The organism is Vibrio stylophorae (genome assembly GCF_921293875.1).
Taxonomy (GTDB): domain Bacteria; phylum Pseudomonadota; class Gammaproteobacteria; order Enterobacterales; family Vibrionaceae; genus Vibrio_A; species Vibrio_A stylophorae.
Map to the genome: position 1 here is coordinate 834,571 of NZ_CAKLDI010000001.1, position 26,284 is coordinate 860,854.

The following is a 26,284-nucleotide window of genomic DNA, read 5'->3' on the forward strand; positions in this document are numbered from 1 at the left end:
GCGATAGGTAAGAATAGGGCGGTGAAGGCTTGAGATTCACCTTTGGCCTGCGTAGGCTTAATCCCAGATTCAAGACAAAAAGGCCGCGCTATGAGCAATTCTCAACACGCTATTTCCACTGCATCATTTGCCAAATCAAAACAACACCAAGTCGGGGTGTTAGTGATGAATCTTGGCACACCCAAAACACCAGATACAGCGGGCGTAAAAGCCTTTTTAAAAGATTTTTTAAGTGATGGTCGAGTCGTAGATGTGAACCCTTGGCTATGGCAACCACTGCTACGCGGTGTAATTTTGCCCACCCGCTCACCGAAAGTGGCCAAGCTTTATCAAAGTATTTGGCTTGAATCTGGTTCTCCACTGCAGGTTTATTCTGATGCCATTACCCAAGGTTTATCAGAACGATTAGACGTGCCTTGCGCGCTAGCGATGACCTATGGCGAGCCCACAGTCAATCAAGCGCTGGATCAACTATTAGCCGCTGGGTGTGAGCGCATTGTGGTGTTACCGCTTTACCCACAATATTCATCGACTACCACTGCGGCTGCTTTTGATGCGCTGGCTGAAGGTTTAAAGCAGCGCTTTTTTGTGCCGCATCTGCACTTTATTGAGCGCTATTTTGACCACGATGCTTATGTGCAAGCGCTGGCACAAAGTGTGCGTGAGCACTGGCAGCAGCACGGTCAAGGTGAGTACCTACTTTGCTCCTATCATGGTATTCCGGTGCGTTACGCTGAATCTGGCGATCCCTATGGCGAGCAATGTGAGCAAACTACGCAGCTTCTGGGGCAAGCATTGGGCTTAAAGCCCGAACAAATTGGTATGAGTTATCAGTCGAAATTTGGTCGTGATCCATGGCTTGAGCCGGCCACCGATGATCGATTGGCACAACTGGCGCAATCTGGTGTGGGTCATGTGGATGTGATCACCCCAGCGTTTAGTTGCGATTGCTTGGAAACACTAGAAGAGATCAATATTCAAAGTCGTGAATGTTTTCTCGAAGCAGGGGGCCATGGCTTTGGATTTATTCCTTGTTTAAATGCTGAGAAGCAACATATCGACGCGCTTGCACAAATCGTAAACGATTGCCTTTAATCATCAGGGGGCTTCCCCTTTTCTTACAAAAAAAGCGTGATATGATTCACGAAATTTTTTGATAGGTATGCTTGATGAAATTTCCAGGCCAGCGCAAGTCCAAGCACTATTTCCCGGTTCACGCTCGTGATCCGCTCGTGACTCCAGTTGCAGAGGAGACACGTCGTAAACCTCGTAGCCACATTGTGGGTATCGATCAAACCTTGGTGGATATTGAAGCCAAGGTCGATGATGACTTTTTAGAGCGTTATGGCCTTCATAAAGGCGCCTCTTTGGTGATTGATGATGAGCGTGCTGAAGCGCTTTATCAAGAGCTGCGCGAACAAGAGCTGATTAGCCATGAATTTGCAGGTGGCACCATTGGTAACACCATGCACAACTACTCAGTGCTTGCGGATGATAAATCATACCTACTGGGTGTGATGAGCCAAGATATTGAGATTGGCTGCTACGCCTATCGTTATTTGTGTAACACCTCATCGCGTGTAGATTTAAACCATCTACAAGCGGTAAAAGGTCCTATTGGTCGCTGTTTTGCGCTGATCTCGGAAGATGGTGAACGTACCTTCGCGATCAACGAAGGTCAGATGAACCAACTGCATCCAGATAATATTCCTGAGTCCATTTTTGCCAATGCATCAGCGTTGGTTTTGACGGCTTATTTAGTGCGTTGTAAGCCTGGCGATCCAATGCCAGATGCAACCATGCGCGCCATTGAGTTTGCCAAAAAACACAATGTACCTGTGGTGTTGACCCTAGGTACGAAATTCGTGATTGAGGAAAATCCACAATGGTGGCGTGATTTTCTTGCTGAGCACGTTACTGTGGTGGCAATGAATGAAGATGAAGCGCTGGCATTGACGGGTGAGTCTGATCCACTATTGGCCGCAGATAAAGCGCTCGAGTGGGTAGATTTGGTGCTTTGCACTGCAGGTCCTGTGGGTTTGTATATGGCCGGTTATACCGATGAAACCATGAAGCGTGAAACCAGTTTGCCATTGCTTCCAGGGAATATTGCTGAGTTCAATCGCTACGAATTTAGCCGTCCAATGCGTAAAGATGATTGTGAAGAGCCAACCCGCGTTTATTCACATATCGCACCATATATGGGTGGTCCTGAGCGTATTAAAAACACCAATGGTGCAGGTGATGGCGCATTGTCAGCTGTGCTTCATGATATGGCGGCAAACCGCTACCATCGTGCGGCAGTGCCAAATTCAAGCAAGCATCAGCAAGCCTGTTTGACCTATTCTTCTTTCTCTCAGGTTTGTAAGTACGCCAACCGTGTGAGCTATCAAGTATTGGCGCAGCATTCACCGCGTCTATCTCGTGGCTTACCTGAGCGCGAAGATAGCCTAGAAGAAGCCTACTGGGAACGTTAATCGAAGCGTCCCCCGCGCTGCTTTATTCAAAGCCGATGAACTAAAAAAGCCACGCATTGCGTGGCTTTTTGTTATTGGCTAATGCTTGTTTAAATTCAATTACAGATGTCCTTAGTGGCGGTCACATTTCGCAACCTTGGTGCGTGCCGAACGCTTGAGAAAAACGCAGAATGGCATGACGTACAGCTTTATGGATGCACAAGGTGAGCAATAAACTATCTGATTTTTCTGTACATATTCCCATTGATCTTGCGCTTTGCGAAAAGCAGGATCGCACCAAGGATCTGCTGCATGACTATAATCATGCTCGCCCCTCTGAGCGTCAGAAAAAACGTGACATTTTGACCCAGCTGCTTGGTCGGTATCAGGGTGAAACAATCGTTCAACCCTTTTATTGCGATTTGGGTGAGAACATTCACTTTCAAGGTGGTGGCTTTTTAAATACCAATGTCACCATTCTCGATTTAGCACCAGTGCATTTGGGCGCTTACGTGCAAATTGGTCCCAATGTGGTGATTAGCACCGCAGGCCATCCTTTTGATATGGCAGAACGGGTGCTTCCCATCGCGCTGGGTAATCCAATCACTATCGGTGATCACGTTTGGATTGGCGCTGGTGCGATTATTTTAGATGGGGTGACCATCGGCGATCGCAGCGTCATTGGGGCAGGGAGTATTGTCAATCAAGATATTCCCGCAGATTCCATTGCGGTTGGCCAACCTTGTCGGGTGATTCGACGCATTGAGCATAGTGAGATGCCCAATGAACAGGAATTGGATGCGATGTGGCGGCCCATCCTTGAGCGTGAGTAAATGATTAAAGTCAGCAAACCTTGTGTCCGTGGTTTGTTGATTTGATTCATTCTTTTCAAAGCGGATGCATCGCGCCGCTGATCACCATGTGCTTTGACTTGCGCTGATGGAAAAAACACGCATAATAACTGTGTTTATATACAGTTTTGTTTTCATCCCTAGGTGCATCGCGTGAGCAAACAGCGCAAGATCATTCATATTGATATGGACTGCTTTTATGCTGCAGTGGAGATGCGCGATCATCCACAGTGGCGCAATCGACCATTGGCGGTCGGGGGTAAAAGTAGTCAACGCGGGGTGATTTCAACCTGTAACTATGAAGCGCGTCAATTTGGCGTGCGCTCAGCCATGTCGACCGCCAAAGCGATGCAGCTTTGCTCTCATCTGCTAGTGGTCCCTGGGCGTATGGATGTTTATAAGCAAGTCTCGCAGCAAATCCATCGTATTTTTTCTCGTTATACCGAGTTGATTGAGCCGCTTTCTTTGGATGAGGCCTATCTCGATGTGACCGATTGTAGCGCCTTTCAAGGCTCAGCCACGCGCATTGCAGAAGCGATTCGCCAAGAGATTCAAGCTACGACTCAGCTAACGGCCTCAGCGGGGGTCTCGTCACTGAAATTTGTCGCTAAAATTGCCTCAGATCTCAATAAACCTAATGGCTTATGCGTAATAAAGCCTGATGAGTTGGATGCCTTTATCGCAAAATTACCGCTGGAGAAAATTCCCGGTGTGGGCAAGGTGACCATTGAAAAGCTGCACGAACATGGCTTGTATTTGGGCCAAGATGTGCGCGATAGCGATCGCATTGAGCTGTTAAGTCGCTTTGGCAAACTAGGGCAGTCATTGTGGCAGCGCGCGCATGGTATTGATGAGCGGCCTGTGGTGAATACACGTACGCGAAAATCGGTTGGGGTGGAGCGAACGCTCAATCAAAATATCAGTAGTCGCGCTGAATGTGAGCTGATTTTAAACCAGCTGATACCCGAGCTTGAGCGGCGAATGCAGCGTCATACACAGGTGGATCAAATCGCTCGCCAAGGGGTGAAACTTAAGTTCGCTGATTTTCAACAAACCACGGTGGAGCACATTCAAGCCAGTTATGATCCCGCACGCTTTTATACTTTATTACAAGAGGCGCTGACGCGGCAAAATGGCCGTGAGATTCGCCTCATTGGGGTGAGTGTGGGGTTAAAAGATAAAGCGGCGATTGAGCAGCTGCAATTTGATTGGGCCTAGTCGCGGTCTTGCCGCGCCTGATATTGCTGTGCATTGATATTCACCAGTACTCTCATATCTCATTACTAGATAAAGAAAAGCCAGTCATATGACTGGCTTTGTGAATTTATCTCTTGAAAACGACCAAGCGCGAACCCTAACTCAGCGCTTGGTCTTTGCTTGCCGCGTTTGTGAATTACTTCACTTGCGTCACACGGCTAGTCTGTTTGCCGCTGGCAGAAACAGAGCGAACCCAAACATCACCTGAAACGGCTGGACGCGCTTGGTCTTGATAAGTTGTCCAGTTTTTACCATCCAGTGAGTATTGCAGTGCCACGCCTGGGAATTGGACGTTCATCATGAGTATGCCGTTTTCCACTTTGGCACCTGGGACTGGCAAGCGATAGTCGATGCCTGATTTTTCCAGTTTCGCCAATTCACGTTGGCCCATGATGTTGGCAAAACGGGTCCAGTCAGCATTGAGTTTGTTTTTGTTGACGAGCTGAGTATTTTGGTTGTACTCCACACCGACTTGGTAGTCGTTTTCCCAATCCGCGCGGTGCCAAGCACGCTCAGCGGCAGCAAGTACGCGTGGGAAGACCATATACTCAAATTGCTCGTCGGTACGCACGGTTTCAGACCAAAGCTGCGCTGATAGACCATAGAATGGTTGTGCTTCAACGGTGCCTTTACCGCTAAAACCGTTGCCATCACGGTCGACTGATGTTTCCGCGTTTTGTGGCATGTTTTCAGGCGCAAACCCAAACATCTTACGGGTATCGGTGGCGCGAGTTGCCCAGTAGTAACCACGCTCTTGTGGATCCACTTCATAAGGCATATCCATGTAGACGTAGTCAGGGTTTGATACGATCACGTCGTAGCCTTTGTTCGCCCACTCATAAACTGATGCAGTACCACCCCAGTAGAGCACATCCCAGAAATTCACGCGGGTGTTTTTGGTATCAAAATCCTTAGCGCCACCATCACTATATTTCAGACCATCTTGCCATGCTTGGAAGTTGGCAATGCCTTTGTCTGCGACGATTTTTGAAACCTCTTCAGCAAAATGACTTGGTAGGTGGGCAAAATCAGAAACAGTACCGTTGTTAATGAGCATTTGGCACTGAGGCGATTGCGCAAATGGCTTGTCTTGTTTGCTGAGATCAATATTGCCTTTCCATGCCACGCCATCTTTGCTGTTGATGTCTTGGAAGCCTGCACCAAGTTTGATGTTTTTCGCTTCATCGCCACCAAAGTGCCAAGTGGTTAGTGGCATGCCGGCTTCTTTGTGCATTGCTGCAACCTCAGTGATCACTTTATCGACAAAGCGTTTAGAGGAGTCCATGCATGGGTTGATAAAGCTGTGCTTATCGTAGAACTGTACTGTGGTGACGTTTGAAGTGTCCTGTGGATCCATCAAGCGGTATTCGTTTGCCGCCGCTTCCTTACCTTCAGCCATCAAACGGTTGTAACGCGCTTCCATGGATACCACAGCAGAGCGTGCGTGCGCTGGCATATCGATCTCTGGAATCACTTCGATATTACGCGCTTTAGCATATTTCAAAATATCGATGTAATCGGCTTTGCTAAAGTAGCCTGAGCCAAAGTTATCACTGCTTGGGCCTGAGCCTAGCTGTGGCAGCAAGCAGTTTTGCTCTTTCAGATCAAAGCAGCGCTGACCGCCAACGTCGGTGAGTTCAGGCAGACCTGGGATTTGCAAGCGCCAGCCTTCATCATCGGTGAGGTGCAGGTGCAGTTTATTCAGTTTGTAAGCCGCCATTTGGTCAAGTAGGGCCAAGATAGCGTCTTTAGAGTGGAAGTTGCGCGCGACATCCACCATCACCCCACGGTATTCAAAACGTGGTGCATCTTTGATGGTGATTTGTGGTAGTGACGTAGCATTTTGGCTATCAATCAGGCCAAAGATTGATTGCACCGCATAGAAAGCACCAGCTTGGTCAACGGCTTGAATTTGAATGCCTTTGTCGGTGATCGCTAGGGTGTAAGCGCCAGATTTTGCCATGTCAGCTTTAAAGTTCTCGGGAACAATTGTGATTTGCACAGGCAGATCACCGTGAACATTGACGCCAACCACATTGGCGCGCGCATTGAGGGCGTCGAGTTGTTCTGCAGCAAAAATATTGGTTGGCAGTGCAATACCATTGGCAATGCTGATTTCGCCTTGGCCAGCCACCACTTCCATTGGTGTTGGAATCAGTGCATCACGTACATCTTCTAGCGCCACATCGGCGTTTTTATCAAAACGACTACTTGCGGTCGCAAAGGTATTGTTGTCATCAGGGGTACGCTTGAGGTTATTGCCTTCAAGGCCATGAACAAAGCTGGCGACATCTTCGGTGTTGAGTGAGGCAATCAGTTTTGGTTCTGCATTTGGCGCAGTCACAAAAGCGCCCGGTAAGAAGTCGGTATCAAATAGCTGCCAGTATTCGCCGACTAGCGGAATCTCAACCACTTCGCCTGCTGCAAAGCCATCGAATTTATCTGTGGGTTCGAGTTTATGGAGGTCACCGGTAATGCGGGTGATTTTGAACTGGTCATTATCGACATCCAAAATCAGACGAATGCTGTGAAAGTAGATTGCCCAATCTTTGCTATCAACAGCGTCACCGTCATTGGTGAGCGTCATGGTGACTTGGTTACAGGATGCCCACTCAGCGCCAAGGTTTTGGCAATCAATGCCTTCATTGGCACCATGGTTGGTGTTCACTGTGTATTGAATATCGAGTTGATCAGCAAGCTCGTTCACCACTTGTTGCTCTGAATTTGAAAAAGCAGAGCAGCCAGAAAGCGCGATAGCAACAGATGCCGCGATGATTGAATATTTAAACATATAATCCCCCTATATGTTTTGAACTGAATATGGCTCTAGGCCTTGTTTTATCTATGCTCAACAACATACAAGTGATTATTTCGCGTGGTAAAATTATTAAAAATAAGATGTGATCTAGTTCAAACTGACGCTTTTTGTTCCGAATTATTGAGATAGAAATCAATAAGTTAATAATCACGTTAAAAAAGACAAAACCATTTTGACGAGAAAGTTGTGATCTTTATCGTTTAATTCGTTGTTTTTTCGCCAGTTGAAGTGATTTCGATCACGCTTGTGATTTTTATGGTATGGCGATTCTCTGGGCGGTTGTTATCAAGCTGTGATTTAGATCTCAGGAATCGCTCGTTAAAATACGTCAAAACCACAAAAAAGTGACGAGATTCTCGTCGGTTTCAGCGTCTGAATGTAAGCCGACATTGCAACTTGCGGGGCGTGTTGCTGTGGTGGGTTTGAGCGGGAATAAAGCGGTCATCTTCAGTCGATCATGTCCATCAAGTGATGTTCTGTTGGCAATTGTCAGTGAAGGGGGGCAGAACAATTCATGACGGCAGTGATTGCACCATAACAGATGAATTTAACGGTTCGTCGCAGTGAGTTGACAGTGGTTGGTGTTTTTTTCAACGATTCAATTTTCGCATCTTCTACCCTTGATGTATAATCCGCGCCTTATTCTCGCTAGCCCTTATATAAAGCAGTGCCATGAAGTATATCGTTAAGCTCCATCCTGAAATCATCGTGAAAAGCGATTCAGTTCGTAAACGCTTTACCAAAATCTTGGAAAGCAACCTACGTAACATTCTTAAGCGCCAGACTGATCAAGTGAGTGTTTACAATCGCTGGGATCATATTGCTGTGTTCTGTAAAGACCCAAGTCAGGATGCCTTTGTACTTCAAACGCTAACAAACACGCCAGGGATTCACCATGTGTTGCAAGTGCAGCAAAGTGAATTCACGGATCTTCATGATATCTATGAGCGCACTTTGGCGCTGATGGGCAAAGATCTTGAAGGCAAAACTTTCTGTGTGCGCGCCAAGCGCCGTGGCCAGCATGATTTCACTTCGATTGAAGTTGAGCGCTATGTCGGTGGGGGTTTGAACCAAGCCATTGCCAGCGCCAGCGTTAAGCTGAAAAAACCTGATGTGACTGTTCAACTCGATATTGATTACGACAAACTCAATCTAATTGAGGCGCGTTATCAAGGTTTGGGTGGTTTCCCGCTTGGTACACAGGAAGATGTCTTGAGCTTGATCTCCGGTGGTTTTGACTCTGGTGTCTCAAGCTATATGCACATTAAGCGCGGTAGTAAGGTGCATTACTGCTTCTTTAATTTGGGCGGTGCGGCGCACGAAACAGGCGTCAAGCAAGTGGCGCACTTCCTTTGGAACAAATTTGGCTCTTCTGCCAAGGTCCGTTTTGTTAGCATCGATTTTGAACCCGTGGTCGCAGAGATCCTTGAAAAAGTCGATGATGGTCAAATGGGCGTGGTTCTTAAGCGCATGTTTATGCGCGCTGGTGGCATGATTGCCGAGCGTTTTGGTATTCAAGCCTTGGTGACGGGTGAAGCCATCGGTCAGGTATCAAGCCAAACTTTGACCAACTTGCGTTTGATTGACAACGTCACCGATACCATGATTTTGCGCCCACTGATCACTTGGGATAAACAAGAGATTGTCGATCTTGCTCGTCATATCGGTACTGAAGATTTTGCCAAGACCATGCCTGAATATTGCGGTGTGATCTCGAAAAAACCAACCGTGAAAGCGGTGAAAGGCCGAATTGAAGCTGAAGAAGCTAAATTTGATTTCGCGATTTTGGAGCAAGTGGTCGATGCAGCGCGCTACATGGACATTCGCGACATTGAAAAGCAAAGCTTAGAAGATGCGCCTGAAGTTGATGAAGTGGCACAAATTGGTAGCAATGAAGTGATTTTGGATATCCGTAGTCCAGATGAAGAAGACGAAAACCCATTGGAAATTGATGGTGTGGAAGTCAAACACTTGCCATTCTACAAATTAGCCACGCAATTTGGTGATTTGGATAAAGAGAAAACCTATCTGCTTTATTGTGAGCGTGGCGTAATGAGTCGCCTGCAAGCGCTTTACTTGCGTGATAGTGGCTTTACCAATGTGAAGGTATATCGCCCTTAATGGCAATCGCCTATCTCAGAGAAAATAGAGAAAATAAAAACGCGCTGTATTGCGCGTTTTTTTATACCTAAATATCAGTTGAGTAGCGGACTCAGATCTGAATTAGCTCAGTTGAGCGGCTTTTCCATCATTCATAAACTGCGGTGAATAGGTCATATTGGGTAGTACACACATGGGCTCTGCAACCGCGGCTGCTTTTTCAATGCCCGCTAAGCGAGCAATGATCTCAAGGGCAAACTCCATGGTGGTGCCGGGACCTTGACTGGTGATCAGGCGATGGTTTTTATCCACCATCACGCGTTTGGTTTTATACAGATGCGCAGGGATTAAATTGGCGGTACTTGGGTAACTGGTTTTATAAGCCTCGCGAAAACAATCAAGCGGCTGAATAACCAGTGCTGGACTGGCACAAATCGCAGCGACCCACTTTTCATCGCAATATTGCTGGTTAAGAATCGCCTGCACCAAAGGGCTCGCAGCCAAATGATCGGCGCCTGGCAAGCCGCCCGGCAGCACAATGCAGTCATATTCATTGTCGGCGACAGTGACCAGCGGGCAATCTGCTGTCATAGGTAAACCACGTGCGCCGCGAAGTTGCACCGCGCCTTCACTGTCGGCGCTGGCGGTGGTGACCTTAAAGCCAGCGCGAAGCAATAGATTTTGACAGGTGACGGTTTCAAGCTCTTCACTGCCTTGGGCAATGATGATCAGAACATTGGATGTCATCGACACTCCTTAGATTGAATTTGGTGATAGAGCTGCTGGTGATGGGGCAATGATACGCCATGCAATGCGCCGCGTTGAAGCAAAAAGCCCGTAATGGCATCGATTTCTGTACGCCTTTGATTGGCAAGGTCACGATTCATCGATGAAAAGTTGGCTGCGGTTGCTTTGACCACAGCCATGATTTGCGCATCGATGGCTTGTGGGGTCCAAGGTAAGCCTTCGCGTTGGGTGACTTGCCATGCTTCTTTAATCAAGGTGGCTATTTCATCTTGATATTGCGGGTTTGCCAGTGCGCCATTTGGGCATTGATCACGTGCGGTAAGTGGGTTGATGATGCAGTTGATCAGCAGTTTTTGCCAGAGTCGTTGCTCTATCTCAAGATCGACATGGGCATCCATGTTTGCGTGGTTGAGATATTCGCACAGTGATTGTGCGATCCTTTGCTGAGTCACGGCTAAGGGATTGAGTGGCCCTAAAATACACTGGCCCAACCCTGTGTGTTTCAACTCACCGGCATCAAGCATGGCACCATGGGTGGTGGTTAGCGCAAAAATAGGGTGGTGGGTAAAAAGTGGATGGGTCTCGCTGAGTGCGCCCATGCCATTATGGCTGAGGATGATGGGCTGTTTGGCGTGAAAATAGGGCGAAAACTGCGCAAGTGCATCGGACAGTTGCCAAGCTTTCACGCAGCATAGCACCAGATCTGCCTTGGCAATGTCAGTGCGCTTATGAGCAAAGGTGATACTTTGCTTTGCAAGGTTGAGTGGCCCAACATAGTTGCGCGTTACTGAACCTAGCTGGCGCTGAAAAAGTGCAACTTGAACACCGCTTGCATCTAGGGTGAGTGCAAATAAAGAGCCGATGGCACCGGGGCCGATGATCGCAATTTTCATGGGCGTTCTTGCATTGAATGGGATTGCCATAGGATACAAAATTAGCGCAATAAAATCAGTGGCAAAAAAAAGCGCCCCCGAAGGCGCGCTTTTGAAACCCCAAACATTGCCGGATGGATTATAGGTGAATACCGATGCGGTAGATTAGTGCATCGCCGTAGCCATCAACGCCCAGTTTGTTGTCGAAGTAACGGTAAGTGAACGAGGTGTACACGCGATCGGTGATATCGTAAGAGATGCTCAAACCACCGTTCAGACCTGTTTTACCGCCTTGCGCATTGGCATAACCAGCGTTACGTGCAAACTCGATTTCGTTCCAGTTTGTCACAAGGAAGTTGTGTTCGCCAAGGTTGAAGCTATAGCCACCAACCCAGCCTAACATACCGCCGTTGTCGCCATTTGATTGGCTGTTGTTACCATTCCAAGACATATCGTGGTAACCGATAAATGGCTTGAACCACCAACCTTCACCCACAAGACCGGTGTAACCAAAACCGATTACACGGTTTTGCTCATCACCAAATTTGTTATCGTTCAAATCATAGATTTGACCATAAAGCGTAAAGTCATCAATCAACTTGTAGTGTGCGGTGACTTTTGCTGCTTGGCTACGAGAGTCTGAACCCATGTTCAATTTTTCGTATTCGTAGAAGCCGTAGATTTCACCCCAATCAAAGCCTGCACCACCTTCAATACCTAGGGTAATGTGAGAGTCACGGTTGATCTCTTCAGTACCTTGTTTCCAGTTGAGGTAATCGACGTATGTATTGGCAAAACCATAGAGATAATCAGCTTGTGCTGGTACAGCAGCAGAAGCAGCAAGAACGCCCAGAGCGATAAGAGACTTACGCATGTTAACTCCAAAATATCGGTTTTCTACGCAGTGAACTGGTAGAAATTATCGTTTGTGTCATGGATATCCAGCAGCGTTGCTGTTGAATGGCGGGCATTTTAGTGACCCAAACCGCAAAAGAAAACGGTCATGATACAAATTGTTAACTAACGCGTAGGATTTCGCCGAATTGAAGGTGAAAAGAGGATTTTGATCACATTAATGATGTGTAAAAAAGCGCATGTAAAACGCATTTGTGTGTTGCATGTCGCAATCGATTGCAATCACAGGTAAACGTTTACGCTGATTTTTTTGCAATCGAATGCTGAGATCACATTTTATGAGGATTAAACTGTTGCGAGTTTGTTAAAGTGCGCGCGCATATAAAATAGCAACATCAGACTAGGAAGCACCATCAACGCGGTGATCACAAAGAAGATAGCCCATTGCCCATCAAGCCAAGTCACCACATAGCCACTGCCTGAGGCAAGCACGGTGCGACCAAAACTGCCCACAGAGGCGAGCAATGCATATTGGGTTGCAGAGAAGGCTCGCCCTGAGAGCATGCTAATAAAAGCAACAAAGGCGACAGTGGAAAAGGCGGTGGTAAAGTTATCGACAAAAAGTGTCAGCATCAGCGCCTGGGTTTTGCTGATGGCAAAACCAAATAGGCTGGCATGTTCACCGACGGTGGCTAGCCACGCAAACATCAGATTACTAGCGGCCATGGCGACGCCACCGATAAACAAGCCGCGCACAATACCAAAGCGGGTGTTGAATACACTACTGATGAGGGTAAAGAAAATCGTGAGCATACCGCCATAGAGCTTGCTGTAAGTGCCAATATCTTCATTACTAAAACCAACTTCACGGTAAAACTGAATCGACATTCGGCCCAAAAAGGCCTCGCCCAGTTTAAAGAGCACCACAAAGAGCAATAAGCTCAGAGCCAATTTCACACCATTGCGTCGAAAGAACTCAGCAAAGGGCTCAAAGAAGCTTACACCCAGCCAGCGCAGTACTTTATCCCAGCGACTACCTTGGTCAAAGAGACTGTCAAAATGCGCTTTAGCCTTTGCTTGCAAGGCTTCACGATCGGTCTTTGGCTCTCGAATAAAGAGCAAATTACATAAAATCAGCGCTACCGTGAGCAGCGCAAAGAAAAGGTAGACACCATGCCAGCTCCAGCTATCAGCGTATTGAAAGGCCACATAGCCTGGAATGGAATAACCTACCCACCAACCAATGGTTGCCATCGCTGAAGCGTTGGGCAGCTTATCTTGATCGAACTGATTAAATAGATCGATGCGAAAGCCATCGATGGCAACATCTTGCGTTGCGGAGCAAAGCGCCACTGCAAACGCGCATAGACCCGTCAAAAACAGATTCGTGGCAGGATCATTGCCCGCAAGGGCAAAGGTGCTGATTGCGATAATTAGTTGGCAGACAAAGATCCAGCTGCGGCGCAATCCGAGCCAGCGATTGAGTCGACCCAATTTTAAGCTATCAATCAGCGGCGCCCATAAAAAGTTAATGGCGTAGGGCACTGTGATGATGCCAAAAAAGGCGATGGTACTTCGGTCAAGTCCCGCGTCATTCATCCATCCCACCATGGCAGAGCTGGTAATCACCCAAGGAAAACCACTGGCACAGCCAAAAATAAACACCCAGAGTAAGCGAATATCTAAATAGCTACGAAAGACTTGAAGCCATGGGTGTGAAGCATTTGATGAGAGAGACACAGCGGCGTCCTTGTCGAAAATCGCCTGCAAGCAGGCGATGGATTATGGTTGGATCAATTGAATATCGGTGATGATAATCGGCTGCATCGGCACGTTTTGCATGCGGCCAAGGTTCGTTGTTGGCACCTTTGCCATCTTTTCAATATTTGAAAATCCGGTGATCACTTTACCAAATACGGTATAACCCGGACGATAGCCTTGGGGATCCAAATTGCTGTTATTGGCCAAGTTAATATAGAACTGGCGAGTCGCAGAATCAGGATCAGCGGTGCGCGCCATGGCGATGGTACCGCGCTCGTTGCTTAGGCCATTTTGTGATTCATTGGGGACAGGAATTTGGTGCGCGCGCGCTTGCATGTTGACATCAAAGCCGCCACCTTGAATCACAAAGTTTGGAATCAGACGGTGAAATTGGGTACCGACGTAGCTGCCATCTTCAACATAGGATAGAAAATTACCCACGGTTTTCGGTGCTTGCTCGGGATAAAGCTCCAATGTGAAATCACCATAGTTGGTTTTCACGGCTACCTGTGGATTGGCAGCTTGCGCTGAAAAATTGATGCTGGCAAAGGCCAGCATCAAAAAGGTCAGAATACGCATTAGATCTTACCTTGCAGATAATCATGTAGCTGATCATCGGCGGCAATATCAGCAAGAATGGCTTCAATCACTTGATTCATTGAATTTTCCATATCTTGAATGCTGGCACTCATCACACCTTCATCGGTGGCATGGCCTGAATAGCGTTTTACTAAGCGTCCATAGGGTGCTTCAACCACAAGCTGCAGTTGCACTTTGGTGTCAATGCCATGATTGACAGCGCTGTCATTGACACGGGTCATCGCTTCCATGATATCGATGCGAAGAGATACAGGGCTTGAGATATCTGCGGTGTAACCTTGCGCGCGAAGCTGATCAGTAATCACATCTTCAAGCAGGACACGTAAATTTTGCTGAGATTGTACCGGTTTCACGCGGTCACGACCTGAGTCAACGATGGCAACAAACTGAGCAGAACGAAGATCGCGGCTAGTGATATTAATCTCGCTGCCGCTTGGTGCCACAATGCTTGAAGGCACGGCTTTGGGAGCGAGCGTTAGTTGTGTTTCGACTGGCGTAGCACAACCAGTTAAAGTGAGAAGAGCGGCTGCAGCCAATAATTTGATCTTCATCGATTAGTTTCCTTTTGCCTGTGGGCGTTTCGATGCCTGCAAAATAACGAATTTGCCATTGGATGCCAAGGTGTTCACTTGGCCAAACAAGCGTTTTAGCTTGATATGGTAACCGAGATGACGATTCCCGATCACAATAAGTTTGCCTTCATTTGCGAGAACATGGCGAGCATCACAGAACATCTGCCAAGCGATATGGTCCGTGATGGCGTTTTGTTGGTGAAATGGAGGATTGCACAAGACGAGGTCAACACTTTGCGGCGCAAAACCACTTAAACAATCATTCACGCGCGCTTCAACTTGGTGCGCTGGTCCTAAATTTTCATCGGCATTGAGATGAGCTGAGGCTACCGCCATGGGGCTTTCATCAACTGCAATGATCTGTGCTTGCGGATTTAAGCGAGCGGCTTGCAAGCTCAAAATGCCATTACCACAACCGAGATCAACGATGGTTTTTAGACTGGGATCTTTCGGAATGTGTTGCAGCATTAAGTGCGCGGCAATGTCGAGTTTCGTATTGGCAAACACATTGGCGTGGTTTTGCATTTCAAAATCATAATCCGGCACAGACCAGCGGATAGGTGCTGGTAGTTGCTGCTGCGTTTTTGCATTATGGCTGAAAATGAGACGCGATTTTTTTTGCGCTAGGCTGGTGTGCGTTGGGCCAAAATGTTTTTCAAAAAGAGCCAAGGTGCTGCTGTGAATCTCTTTAACCTTTCCTGCGCAGATCAGGGTGGCGTCTTTAGGTAGGATTTGGCTGAGTTTCATCAACTGCCAAGTGAGTAAACGCTGACTTTTAGGCAGCTTCATCAGCACCAGCGATGGTGTTCCTTGCCAAGGCTCAAGGCAGTCCCAAAAGGCAAAATCGGCTTGTGTTGATTGACTTTGCTCACGGTTATAGGCCGTACCCAATTGGCTGACATGGCTGTCGTGAATATGACGTAATTTAGCTGTTTGCTTGTCAAGCGCGCAGGCGAGGGCGCCAAAACTGTCGTTGAGTAGCCAAACTTCTTCGCTGATATCGAGCTGTTGCTCCTGTATATATTGCAACAGATATTCGTCGCCCGCATCCCATGCTTGTAAGGTGTCTTGCTCACGCTTTGGATAACGATAAAGCGGTGCACCGATTGGCGCAAAAATAGGGGCTGAAGCGGCCATAAAGCTCTCGATTACGGAATAAAGTTGGTATTGTTGAGGATATCAATTCAGGTTGCAATGGTTGCGAAGATTGCTTGATTAATTTTAACCAAATCTTGATTTTATGCTGCTTTTTGCGGCAGGATGCTGCTCTGTGAATTTGACTTAGATCAATAACCAGGAAGCAAGCATGTCGATTCTGCCGATCATTGAAAGCAAAGTGAGAGAGGCGCTCTCACCAACACATTTAGAGTTGCGAAATGAAAGCCATCTTCATCGCGGTCCACGTGATGCGGAAACGCATTTTAAACTGATTGTGGTCAGTGAACACTTTGATGGCATGCGTTTAATTCAGCGCCATCGTTTGATTCATGAGCTTCTCAAAAATGAGATGGTTCACCCTATTCATGCCCTCGCTATCAGCGCGTATACTAATGCGGAATGGTTAGAAAGAGCGCAGCAAGCGCCACAGACACCCAATTGTCGCGGTGGTGATCTCGCCAATACATAGTTGATGCATGGAGGCAATATGCAGGTCGCAGAATTGCCTTTTTTTTGGTCAAAAATTTCTATCTTTTGAGCGATTTGCCAGTTTTGTTTTGCGTAACTGTTTACACTTCGTTGCAGTGTTTATCATAGAGCGACGAATTAATGTAAATATGTCGTTACATTTTGATTGTTTTCGCAACAAATACGCATAAAAAATAGGTGAATCGCTTTCATGACATTTATTTTGGGGCGATTGTAGGAAAAATGTGAACGTTTGCGTGATTGTGATGTGGCGCAAATGAAGCTCGCTAACTATTTGAAATTTAAGGTGTTGGTGTGGTACTCATTGCTCAGTCAAAAAACCATGTGTTTAACATGGCTAAACAGACGCCGACCCCTTTATTGACGCTGATTTGTCGTGGTCAGCTCGCGTTTAAGATGTTAGAATTGCGCGCTTGATAATTGCTCAGCGCTACGTCGCAAGACGTTATGAGAAAGTTAATGAGTCGGCGACTGAGTGATTTACAGCAGTCATGTCGTGCTCTTTAATTTGTGCGCAATTTAAAGGTTTCTTTCCCGTTAATAGTGCAAGTGCATATGATTACAATTAAAAAGGGTCTGGATATCCCCATTACGGGAGCTCCAGCACAGGTAATAGATGATGGTCATGCCATCAAACACGTTGCCTTGCTTGGCGAAGAGTATGTTGGAATGCGTCCTACCATGCTTGTGCGTGAGGGCGATGTCGTGAAAAAAGGCCAAGTTCTTTTTACTGATAAAAAGAACCCTGGTGTGATGTTCACGGCGCCAGCTGCCGGTAAAGTGGTTGCTATCAACCGCGGCGCCAAGCGGGTACTTCAATCGGTTGTTATCGAAATCAACGGTGATGATCGAGTTTCATTTAGCCAATTCCAAGCCAGTGAACTGCCACAACTCGACCGCCAAGTGATCGTAGATCAATTGGTTCAGTCTGGTATGTGGACAGCTTTACGTACTCGTCCGTTTAGCAAGGTTCCAGCGATTGATGCAACGCCAGATGCCATTTTTGTGACTGCGATGGATAGCAATCCATTAGCAGCAAATCCAGAAGTGATCATCAACGAGCAAGCGGATGCATTTAAAGCTGGTTTACAAATCGTGGCACGCCTGACTGAAGGCAAAGTGTTCGTTTGTAAAAAAGGCGCAAGCCTACCGCGCATTGATGCGGCCAATGTTGAAGAGCATGTCTTTGACGGCCCACATCCAGCCGGTCTTGTGGGTACTCACATTCACTTCTTACGTCCTGTTGACGGCTCACGCAGTGTATGGCATTTGAACTATCAAGATGTGATCGCTTTCGGTCAGTTGTTCTTGACTGGTGAGCTTTACACCGATCGCGTGGTTGCATTAGGCGGCCCCGTTGTGAGCAAGCCTCGTCTGCTGCGCACGCAAATCGGTGCGTGTTTGACTGAGCTGACTGACAAAGAGATTCTTCCTGGTGAAGTTCGTGTTATCTCTGGCTCTGTGCTCAGTGGCACTGAAGCGGATGAAGCGCATAACTATCTTGGACGTTACCATACGCAGGTTTCTGTGCTTCATGAGGGTCGTGAAAAAGAGTTCTTGGGTTGGATTGCACCAGGCAAAGAGAAATTCTCTGTGACTCGTGCGTTTATCAGCCAGTTCTTCAAAGGTAAAACCTTTGCTGTGACCACTTCAACCAATGGTAGCGAACGCGCCATGGTGCCAATCGGTAACTACGAAAAAGTAATGCCACTTGATCTTGAGCCAACACTGCTGCTTCGTGACATCATCTCGGGGGACTGTGATAGTGCTGTTCGTCTTGGTGTATTAGAGCTAGACGAAGAAGATTTGGGGCTATGTACCTATGTGTGCCCAGGTAAATATGACTTTGGCCCGCTGTTACGTGATTGCCTGACGACCATTGAGAAGGAAGGTTAACCATGGGTTTGAAGACATATCTTGAAAAAATCGAACATCACTTTGAACCAGGTGGTAAACACGAGCGTTGGTTTGCACTGTATGAAGCAGTGGCAACTGTGCTTTATACCCCAGGTACAGTGACCAAAGCTGGTTCACATATCCGTGACAGCATTGACTTGAAACGCATCATGATTATGGTGTGGTTTGCATGTTTCCCTGCGATGTTCTGGGGCATGTACAACACAGGTAACCAAGCAATTCTTGCATTGAACCACCTTTATGCAGGTGCGCAGCTGCAAGATATTATTGCGGGTAACTGGCATTACACGCTCACCCAATTCTTGGGTGGTAGCTTGAGCTCTGATGCAGGTTGGATCAGCAAAATGCTGCTGGGTGCAACTTACTTCGTGCCAATCTATGCCGTGGTATTTATTGTCGGCGGTTTCTGGGAAGTTCTGTTCTGCATGGTGCGTAAGCACGAAGTGAACGAAGGCTTCTTTGTGACCTCGATTCTGTTTGCATTGATCGTTCCGCCTACTTTGCCTCTTTGGCAAGCGGCACTGGGTATCACTTTTGGTGTGGTAGTTGCTAAAGAGATCTTTGGCGGTACCGGCCGCAACTTTATGAACCCTGCGCTGGCTGGTCGTGCATTCCTATTCTTTGCCTATCCGGCACAAATCTCTGGTGATTTGGTGTGGACTGCGGCTGATGGTTACTCAGGTGCGACTGCATTGAGCCAATGGGCTCACGGTGGTCAAGCTGAAGTGATCAACCGTATCACGGAACAGCCAATCACTTGGATGGATGCCTTTATCGGTAACATTCCAGGCTCAATTGGTGAAACATCAACCCTGTTCATTTTGCTTGGCGGTTTGATGATTGTCGCGATGGGTATCGCATCATGGCGCATTATTGCTGGCGTGATGATCGGTATGATTGCAACTGCAACGCTGTTCAACGTGATTGGTTCTGACACCAACCCAATGTTTAACATGCACTGGTACTGGCACCTTGTTTTGGGTGGTTTTGCCTTTGGTATGATTTTCATGGCAACTGATCCTGTGTCTGCTTCATTTACCAATGCCGGTAAGTGGTGGTACGGCGCTTTGATTGGTGCGATGGCAGTGATGATTCGCGTCGTTAACCCTGCATATCCAGAGGGCATGATGCTGGCAATTCTGTTTGCCAACCTATTTGCACCTCTATTTGACCACGCAGTGGTAGAACGCAACATTAAGCGGAGATTGGCACGCTATGGCAAAGAGTAACGATAGCATTAGCAAAACGCTGCTCGTGGTCATCGTGTTGAGCATCGTGTGCTCAATCGTGGTGTCTACTGCAGCAGTACAGTTGCGTCCAAAACAGCAACAAAATGCGGTATTGGATGTGCAGAAAAACATTCTAGCGGTTGCTGGTTTGTTGAAAGAAGGCACCGATATTAGTGCAACCTATGCACAGTATATTGAGCCAAAATTGGTTGATCTAAAAACCGGCCAATACATTGAGCAAACCCCTGAAGGTCAAGATGCCGCAAGCTATAACCAGCGCGCCGCAGCAAAAGATCCAGCACAGTCTATTAAGATTGAACCAGAGCAAGATTTCGCGAAAATTATTCGCCGTGCAAACATCGCTAAAGTGTATTTGGTGAAAGATGCGCAGGGCAAAATCGTGAACTACGTGCTGCCTATTCATGGCAATGGTTTGTGGTCCATGATGTACGCATTTGTGGCAATCGAAACTGATGGCCATACCGCTTCTGGTATTACTTACTACGAGCAAGGTGAAACTCCTGGGCTTGGTGGTGAAGTAGAAAATCCAAAGTGGCGTGCACAATTTGTGGGCAAACAACTGTTGGATGAAAATGGTCAACCTGCACTTCGCGTGGTGAAAGGTGGCGCACCAAAAGGTGATCGATTTGGTGTCGATGGGCTTTCTGGCGCAACTTTGACCAGTAACGGTGTACAGCACTCATTTGATTTTTGGTTGGGTAAGAATGGCTTTGGTCCATTCTTGAAAAACCTACGTGAGGGGACCTTGAACAATGGCTGATATGAAAGAGATTAAAAAAGTCTTAGTAAGCCCCTTCGTGGACAATAACCCGATCGCTTTGCAAGTGCTGGGTATCTGTTCTGCATTGGCGGTGACCACTAAGATGGAAACTGCGTTTGTTATGGCGCTCGCGGTAACTTTCGTGACGGCATTTTCAAACATGTTTGTATCGATGATTCGTAACCACATTCCAAACAGTGTACGTATCATTGTGCAAATGGCGATCATTGCTTCTTTGGTTATCGTGGTAGACCAAGTGCTGCGTGCTTATCTATTCGATATTTCCAAGCAGCTTTCGGTATTCGTTGGTTTGATTATTACCAACTGTATCGTGATGGGGCGCGCTGAAGCTTACGCGATGAAATCTGAGCCGCTTCCTGCATTTATGGATGGTATCGGTAACGGTTTGGGCTATGGTTTTATCCTACTGACTGTTGCGTTTTTCCGTGAATTGTTGGGTTCTGGCAGCCTATTTGGTGTGAAACTATTGCCACTTGTTGGTGACGGTGGTTGGTATCAACCAAACGGAATGATGTTGTTGGCGCCTTCAGCGTTCTTCCTAATTGGTTTCTTTATTTGGATCCTACGTACACTGAAACCGGCTCAAATCGAGGCGAAGGAGTAAGGCCCTATGGAACATTATATTAGCCTGCTGGTTCGCTCGATCTTTATTGAGAACCTAGCATTATCATTCTTCCTTGGTATGTGTACTTTCCTAGCGGTGTCTAAGAAAGTAAAAACATCAATGGGTTTGGGTGTCGCAGTAACTGTCGTATTGATGGTTTCCGTTCCTGCGAACAACTTGATTTACAACTTGATTCTGAAAGATGGCGCCTTGATGCCAGGTTTGGATCTGAGCTTCTTAAACTTCATCACCTTTATTGGTGTGATTGCAGCTCTGGTACAAATTCTAGAAATGATCCTGGATCGCTTCTTTCCACCACTTTATAACGCGTTGGGTATCTTCCTACCTTTGATTACCGTGAACTGTGCGATTTTTGGTGCGGTATCTTTCATGGTGCAACGTGATTATAACTTCAGTGAATCTGTGGTGTATGGCTTGGGTAGCGGTATTGGTTGGACGCTTGCGATTGTTGCTTTGGCAGGTATTCGCGAAAAGCTGAAGTATGCTGATGTCCCTCCAGGTCTTCGTGGTTTAGGAATCACCTTTATCACAGCAGGTTTGATGGCGTTAGGCTTTATGTCTTTCTCTGGTGTTCAACTGTAAGTCGGGTAAACCGCAATAACAAAGGAATAATGAATGAATACGATTATTCTCGGCGTCGTGATGTTTACCTTGATCATTTTGGCCTTGGTATTGGTAATTCTCTTTGCGAAGTCCAAATTGGTTCCAACAGGTGATATCACAATTAGCATTAATGGCGATCCAGATAAGGCGATCACCACCGGTGCGGGTGGTAAGTTGCTTACTGCTCTTGCTGGCTCTGGCATTTTCGTGTCTTCAGCTTGTGGCGGTGGTGGCTCATGTGGCCAGTGCCGCGTTAAAGTGAAATCAGGTGGTGGTGATATTCTGCCAACTGAATTGGACCATATCTCTAAGGGTGAAGCCCGTGAAGGTGAGCGTCTAGCCTGTCAGGTGAATGTGAAAACTGACATGGACATTGAGTTGCCAGAAGAGATCTTCGGTGTGAAACGATGGGAATGTGAAGTTATCTCCAATGATAACAAAGCAACTTTTATCAAAGAGTTGAAACTACGCATTCCAGCCGGCGAAACCGTACCTTTCCGTGCGGGTGGTTATATCCAGATTGAAGCGCCTGTGCACCATGTGAAATACAGTGAATTTGATATTCCTGAAGAGTACCGTGGCGACTGGGACAAATTTAATCTGTTCCGCTATGAGTCAATCGTGAATGAACCGACGATTCGTGCTTACTCAATGGCGAACTACCCAGAAGAAGAAGGCATCATCATGTTGAACGTGCGTATTGCGACTCCGCCGCCGAACAACCCTGATGTACCACCAGGTATCATGTCTTCTTACATTTGGTCACTGAAAGCGGGTGATAAATGTACGATTTCGGGTCCATTTGGTGAATTCTTTGCGAAAGAAACTGATGCAGAGATGGTCTTCATTGGCGGTGGTGCTGGTATGGCACCAATGCGTTCACATATTTTCGATCAGCTGAAGCGTCTGAAATCAAAACGTAAGATGAGCTTCTGGTATGGTGCCCGTTCGAAGCGTGAAATGTTCTATGTAGAAGATTTCGATATGCTTCAAGCAGAAAATGACAACTTTGTTTGGCATTGTGCGCTGTCTGATCCACTTCCAGAGGATAACTGGGATGGATACACTGGCTTTATCCATAACGTGCTTTATGAAAACTACTTGCGTGATCATGAAGCGCCAGAGGATTGCGAATTTTACATGTGTGGTCCGCCAGTGATGAACGCCGCAGTGATCAATATGCTCAAAGATCTCGGTGTAGAAGAAGAAAATATTCTTCTCGATGATTTTGGTGGCTAACCCCATTACGGAATAAAATGGCTGGCCTTAAGGCCAGCCTTTTTCATATCAGTACAATTTTCGGAACAAGATTATGTATTCTCAATTGCGACGCGCAGTATCTTGGTTAGGGCTAGGGTTGCTTGTGTTGGTTATGCAAGGATGTAGCCAAGACAAGCAGGTCTATCATTTAACTGGCTCAACTATGGGCACTTACTATTCAATCAAGGTGATTTTGCCGCAGGATAGCCAGCTTAAACCTGACTTTTTGCTCAATGAGATCGATTTACGTCTTGAGCGTGTGAACGATCAAATGTCGACTTATCGCAAAGACTCAGAACTCAGTCGTTTTAACCAAAGCCGCACTGATACGCCAATGACAGTTTCACAAGATACTGCATTTGTAATTACCGAAGCTTTGCGCCTGAATAAATTAACCAGCGGTGCTTTGGATGTCACCATGGGACCTTTGGTGAATCTTTGGGGGTTTGGTCCTGAAGCGCGCCCTGAAACTGTACCGAGTAAGGCACTGATTGCAGAGCGTCGTAAAATGACCGGCACGCAATTTCTTCATGTTGTTTCGCCAACGCAGTTAGTTAAGACAAATCCAGATCTTTATGTCGATCTGTCTTCGATTGCCAAAGGCTTTGGTGTTGATGTGATTGCTGAATACTTTGATGATTTGGGTATCAAGGATTACTTGGTTGAAATTGGTGGCGAAGTGCGCACGCGCGGAGTGAATGATGCCGGTGTGCCATGGCGTATTGCCATTGAAAAACCGGTACCAGGGCAGCCAGCAGTACAGCAGATCGTTTCTATATCTGATCATGCGATTGCAACATCAGGTGATTATCGTAATTACTTTGAAGAAAATGGCCGCCGCTATTCGCATACTATCGATCCAGCAACGGCAATGCCAATCAATCACAGACTGGTCTCTGTGAGCGTGATTAATCAATCTTGTATGACAGCGGATGGCTTGGCGACCGGTTTGATGGTCATGGGGCCAGAAAAAGGTCTCGCACTTGCCGAGAAAGAAGGTCTAGCTGTGTATATGATTATTAAAACGGATGATGGCTTTGAAAGCCGTTATTCCAGTGCATTTAAACCTTATTTAGCTGTTGAGGGCGAATAATGCAGATTTTTCTGATTACATTTGGATTTTTTGTGGTGGTAATTGCCGCGATGGCAATTGGCTATGTGATTCAACGTAAGTCGATTCATGGTAGTTGTGGCGGTCTTGGCTCTGTTGGCATTGAGAAAGAGTGTGATTGCCCAGAGCCCTGTGATGCGCGCAAAGCGCGAGAAGCGAAAGCCAAACAAGAAGAACAATGGCAGAAGGATCGCATTCTTTAATGAAAAACGCAGCGCTAGTCGCTGCGTTTTTTTTATGACTGGCGTAGAATACCAGCAATAACCTTTGATAAGAACGGATACCAAACCGTTGAAAAATCTAACTTCTTGGCTATTTAGTCTCTCGCGGAACCAAAAAATCATTTTAAGTATGGCAAGTGACGCGGTATTTATTATTTTTGCCTATATTTGCGCATATTATGCACGTTTGGGGGATTTTGCTGAAACGCTTTCAAATATTAATATATGGGTTTGTAGTGCGACAGCAGCGATGACTCTCATTGCATTTCATTGCTTGGGTTTATATCGGACTGTATTGCGATATGCAGGCGTTGATTTGGGGAAATTAATGCTTGCTGGTGTTTTATTTTCAGCCGTAACAATAACGCTATTGTCATATTACTTTCGAGAAATGCTGCCGCGGACAGTGCCGATTATTTACAGCGCCTTTTTATTCTGTCTTGTCGTGAGCATTCGCGTATGGTTACGGCATTTACATCATTCATTGATTCATAGTTGCTCAAAGAAAGCACTTATTTATGGTGCGGGGCGATGTGGTCGTCAACTTGCTGCAATCCTAAAGCAAGGTGAAATGTATACACCAGTTGCTTATATTGATGATGATGCCAACTTACAAGGCAAAACAGTTCAAGGACTGAAGGTCTATTCACCCAATCAACTTGAACGCATGATTAAAAAGTATCAACTTACACATGTTTTTGTAGCGCTGTCCAGTGGTTCGAAAAATGAGCGGAAGGTCATCGTACGTTCATTAATGCCACATAAACTCGAAGTATTATCCATTCCTGATATCAATGCAGTCGCTACTGGGGAGATTAAATTCGATGAGCTTAAAGATGTCGCTATTGATGATCTTCTTGGGCGTCATAGTGTTGATGCGCATCACGCATTGCTGACGGCGAATATTCGTTCATTGAATGTGATGGTCACTGGGGCTGGCGGATCAATTGGTTCTGAGCTATGTCGACAAATTATTAAACAAAACCCGCAGCAAATCGTATTATTTGAGTTGAATGAATTTGCTTTATATCAAATAGAAAAAGAGCTCAGTGCCATAGCAAGTTGTGAAGTCATTTCTATTTTGGGTTCGGTACAAGATCAAGCGCGATTGACTTCCGTGATGAAGCACTTTGCCATAGATACGCTCTATCATGCGGCAGCTTATAAGCATGTCCCTTTGGTCGAACAGAATATGAGTCAAGGTGTGCTGAATAATTTATTCGGGACACAGTCTTGCGCCGATGCGGCTATTGAAGCCGCAGTGAAAACTTTTGTTCTGATTTCAACAGATAAAGCGGTTCGGCCGACCAATGCCATGGGGGCTAGTAAGCGCATGGCTGAATTGGTGTTACAGGCTAAATCAGCTGAGCAGTCAAAGACGCGTTTTACCATGGTGCGCTTTGGTAATGTGCTGGGTTCATCTGGCTCAGTCATCCCACTTTTTAAACAGCAGATTCAAAATGGTGGTCCAATTACCGTCACACACCCTGAGATTATTCGTTATTTTATGACAATTCCTGAGGCTGCTCAGTTGGTAATTCAGGCTGGCGCTATGGGAGAAGGTGGTGATGTCTTTGTGTTAGATATGGGTGAACCGGTAAAAATTGTCGATTTGGCTAAAAACTTGGTGTCTTTGTCTGGTTTGGACATTAAAGATGCCGACCACCCCTATGGCGATGTGGAGATCCAATTTACGGGATTGCGGCCAGGCGAGAAGTTATATGAAGAATTGCTCGTGGGTGAACATGAAACAACAACCATGCATCCACAAATCAAACGCGCGCACGAACCCATGCTAGCGCTTGAACAACTAGAACCATTACTTAAGAACATTTATTTGGCTTGCCGCTGTGAAGATTCAGTTGAAATACGTCGTCTGTTGGCATTGGCGCCAACGGGTTATTGTGCAGACCAAAAAATTGTAGATTGGCTTTGGCAAAATAATATTGTCGAGATCAAGTCTGCAAGAAGTTGAGATAA

The 26,284-nt window shown here is 46.5% G+C and carries 23 protein-coding genes; 15 read left to right on the forward strand and 8 right to left on the reverse strand.

Annotated elements, in window-relative coordinates; genetic code table 11:
- The first annotated feature begins 90 nt into the window (after window positions 1–90).
- The 4 genes from hemH (at window position 91) to dinB (ending at window position 4,525) form a co-directional block, all read left to right on the forward strand.
- Window positions 91–1,095, forward strand: a complete 1,005-nt coding sequence (hemH, locus tag L9P36_RS03845) for a ferrochelatase (RefSeq protein ID WP_237465081.1) — start codon at window positions 91–93, stop codon at window positions 1,093–1,095.
- Window positions 1,096–1,169: 74 nt separating this feature from the next.
- A complete protein-coding gene (locus tag L9P36_RS03850) occupies window positions 1,170–2,477 on the forward strand; it encodes an inosine/guanosine kinase (protein WP_237465083.1) in 1,308 nt (435 codons plus the stop codon).
- 203 nt (window positions 2,478–2,680) lie between these two features.
- A complete protein-coding gene (locus tag L9P36_RS03855; RefSeq protein WP_237465085.1) occupies window positions 2,681–3,289 on the forward strand; it encodes a sugar O-acetyltransferase in 609 nt (202 codons plus the stop codon).
- A gap of 162 nt (window positions 3,290–3,451) precedes the next feature.
- Entirely contained in the window at window positions 3,452–4,525 is a 1,074-nt protein-coding gene (dinB, locus tag L9P36_RS03860) for a DNA polymerase IV (protein WP_435532726.1), read from the forward strand.
- 175 nt (window positions 4,526–4,700) lie between these two features.
- Here dinB and L9P36_RS03865 read toward each other — a convergent pair whose 3' ends face one another.
- Complete coding sequence (locus L9P36_RS03865; protein WP_237465087.1) at window positions 4,701–7,355, reverse strand: beta-N-acetylhexosaminidase; 2,655 nt, start codon at window positions 7,353–7,355, stop codon at window positions 4,701–4,703.
- 699 nt (window positions 7,356–8,054) lie between these two features.
- On the opposite strand from L9P36_RS03865, the gene thiI reads away from it, so the two are divergent.
- The gene (gene thiI / locus L9P36_RS03870) at window positions 8,055–9,503 is read left to right on the forward strand and encodes a tRNA uracil 4-sulfurtransferase ThiI (RefSeq protein ID WP_237465089.1); all 1,449 of its coding nucleotides are present in this window, start codon (window positions 8,055–8,057) and stop codon (window positions 9,501–9,503) included.
- A 102-nt stretch (window positions 9,504–9,605) separates the two neighbouring features.
- Here thiI and L9P36_RS03875 read toward each other — a convergent pair whose 3' ends face one another.
- The 7 genes from L9P36_RS03875 to L9P36_RS03905 form a co-directional block, all read right to left on the reverse strand.
- Window positions 9,606–10,229, reverse strand: coding sequence for a DJ-1 family glyoxalase III (locus L9P36_RS03875; protein ID WP_237465091.1), 624 nt, complete (start codon window positions 10,227–10,229; stop codon window positions 9,606–9,608).
- Window positions 10,226–11,122, reverse strand: coding sequence for a 2-dehydropantoate 2-reductase (locus L9P36_RS03880; protein ID WP_237465093.1), 897 nt, complete (start codon window positions 11,120–11,122; stop codon window positions 10,226–10,228). Before L9P36_RS03880 ends, L9P36_RS03875 begins: the two co-directional genes overlap by 4 nt.
- A 118-nt stretch (window positions 11,123–11,240) precedes the next feature.
- The gene (locus tag L9P36_RS03885) at window positions 11,241–11,975 is read right to left on the reverse strand and encodes an outer membrane protein OmpK (protein ID WP_237465095.1); all 735 of its coding nucleotides are present in this window, start codon (window positions 11,973–11,975) and stop codon (window positions 11,241–11,243) included.
- 326 nt (window positions 11,976–12,301) lie between these two features.
- A complete protein-coding gene (locus tag L9P36_RS03890; RefSeq protein WP_237465097.1) occupies window positions 12,302–13,696 on the reverse strand; it encodes an AmpG family muropeptide MFS transporter in 1,395 nt (464 codons plus the stop codon).
- Window positions 13,697–13,738: 42 nt separating this feature from the next.
- Window positions 13,739–14,296 (reverse strand): peptidylprolyl isomerase, encoded by a 558-nt coding sequence (locus L9P36_RS03895; protein ID WP_237465100.1) that lies wholly within the window; start codon window positions 14,294–14,296, stop codon window positions 13,739–13,741.
- Window positions 14,296–14,868, reverse strand: a complete 573-nt coding sequence (locus L9P36_RS03900) for a YajG family lipoprotein (protein WP_237465102.1) — start codon at window positions 14,866–14,868, stop codon at window positions 14,296–14,298. The genes L9P36_RS03895 and L9P36_RS03900 overlap by 1 nt, the downstream gene beginning before the upstream one ends.
- A gap of 3 nt (window positions 14,869–14,871) precedes the next feature.
- Window positions 14,872–16,026, reverse strand: a complete 1,155-nt coding sequence (locus L9P36_RS03905) for a methyltransferase (protein WP_237465104.1) — start codon at window positions 16,024–16,026, stop codon at window positions 14,872–14,874.
- Between the two features lie 169 nt (window positions 16,027–16,195).
- Here L9P36_RS03905 and L9P36_RS03910 point away from each other — a divergent pair, with 169 nt between their 5' ends.
- From L9P36_RS03910 to L9P36_RS03955, 10 genes are all read left to right on the forward strand, one after another.
- Window positions 16,196–16,516 (forward strand): BolA family protein, encoded by a 321-nt coding sequence (locus L9P36_RS03910; RefSeq protein ID WP_237465105.1) that lies wholly within the window; start codon window positions 16,196–16,198, stop codon window positions 16,514–16,516.
- A 575-nt stretch (window positions 16,517–17,091) separates the two neighbouring features.
- Window positions 17,092–18,432: a Na(+)-translocating NADH-quinone reductase subunit A gene (locus tag L9P36_RS03915; RefSeq protein WP_237465107.1), complete on the forward strand. Its 1,341-nt coding sequence runs from the start codon at window positions 17,092–17,094 to the stop codon at window positions 18,430–18,432.
- A gap of 2 nt (window positions 18,433–18,434) precedes the next feature.
- Window positions 18,435–19,682, forward strand: coding sequence for an NADH:ubiquinone reductase (Na(+)-transporting) subunit B (locus tag L9P36_RS03920; protein WP_237465109.1), 1,248 nt, complete (start codon window positions 18,435–18,437; stop codon window positions 19,680–19,682).
- On the forward strand, window positions 19,669–20,463 hold the full coding sequence (locus L9P36_RS03925) for a Na(+)-translocating NADH-quinone reductase subunit C (protein ID WP_237465111.1): 795 nt from the start codon (window positions 19,669–19,671) through the stop codon (window positions 20,461–20,463). Before L9P36_RS03920 ends, L9P36_RS03925 begins: the two co-directional genes overlap by 14 nt.
- Window positions 20,456–21,088 (forward strand): NADH:ubiquinone reductase (Na(+)-transporting) subunit D, encoded by a 633-nt coding sequence (locus tag L9P36_RS03930; protein WP_237465114.1) that lies wholly within the window; start codon window positions 20,456–20,458, stop codon window positions 21,086–21,088. Before L9P36_RS03925 ends, L9P36_RS03930 begins: the two co-directional genes overlap by 8 nt.
- Window positions 21,089–21,094: 6 nt before the next feature.
- The gene (gene nqrE, locus L9P36_RS03935; protein ID WP_237465116.1) at window positions 21,095–21,691 is read left to right on the forward strand and encodes an NADH:ubiquinone reductase (Na(+)-transporting) subunit E; all 597 of its coding nucleotides are present in this window, start codon (window positions 21,095–21,097) and stop codon (window positions 21,689–21,691) included.
- Between the two features lie 33 nt (window positions 21,692–21,724).
- Entirely contained in the window at window positions 21,725–22,951 is a 1,227-nt protein-coding gene (nqrF, locus tag L9P36_RS03940; RefSeq protein ID WP_237465118.1) for an NADH:ubiquinone reductase (Na(+)-transporting) subunit F, read from the forward strand.
- Window positions 22,952–23,024: 73 nt separating this feature from the next.
- Complete coding sequence (locus tag L9P36_RS03945) at window positions 23,025–24,065, forward strand: FAD:protein FMN transferase (protein WP_237465120.1); 1,041 nt, start codon at window positions 23,025–23,027, stop codon at window positions 24,063–24,065.
- Window positions 24,065–24,286: a (Na+)-NQR maturation NqrM gene (gene nqrM / locus L9P36_RS03950; RefSeq protein WP_237465122.1), complete on the forward strand. Its 222-nt coding sequence runs from the start codon at window positions 24,065–24,067 to the stop codon at window positions 24,284–24,286. The genes L9P36_RS03945 and nqrM overlap by 1 nt, the downstream gene beginning before the upstream one ends.
- A gap of 148 nt (window positions 24,287–24,434) precedes the next feature.
- Window positions 24,435–26,279 (forward strand): polysaccharide biosynthesis protein, encoded by a 1,845-nt coding sequence (locus tag L9P36_RS03955; protein WP_435532759.1) that lies wholly within the window; start codon window positions 24,435–24,437, stop codon window positions 26,277–26,279.
- Window positions 26,280–26,284 lie beyond the last annotated feature (5 nt).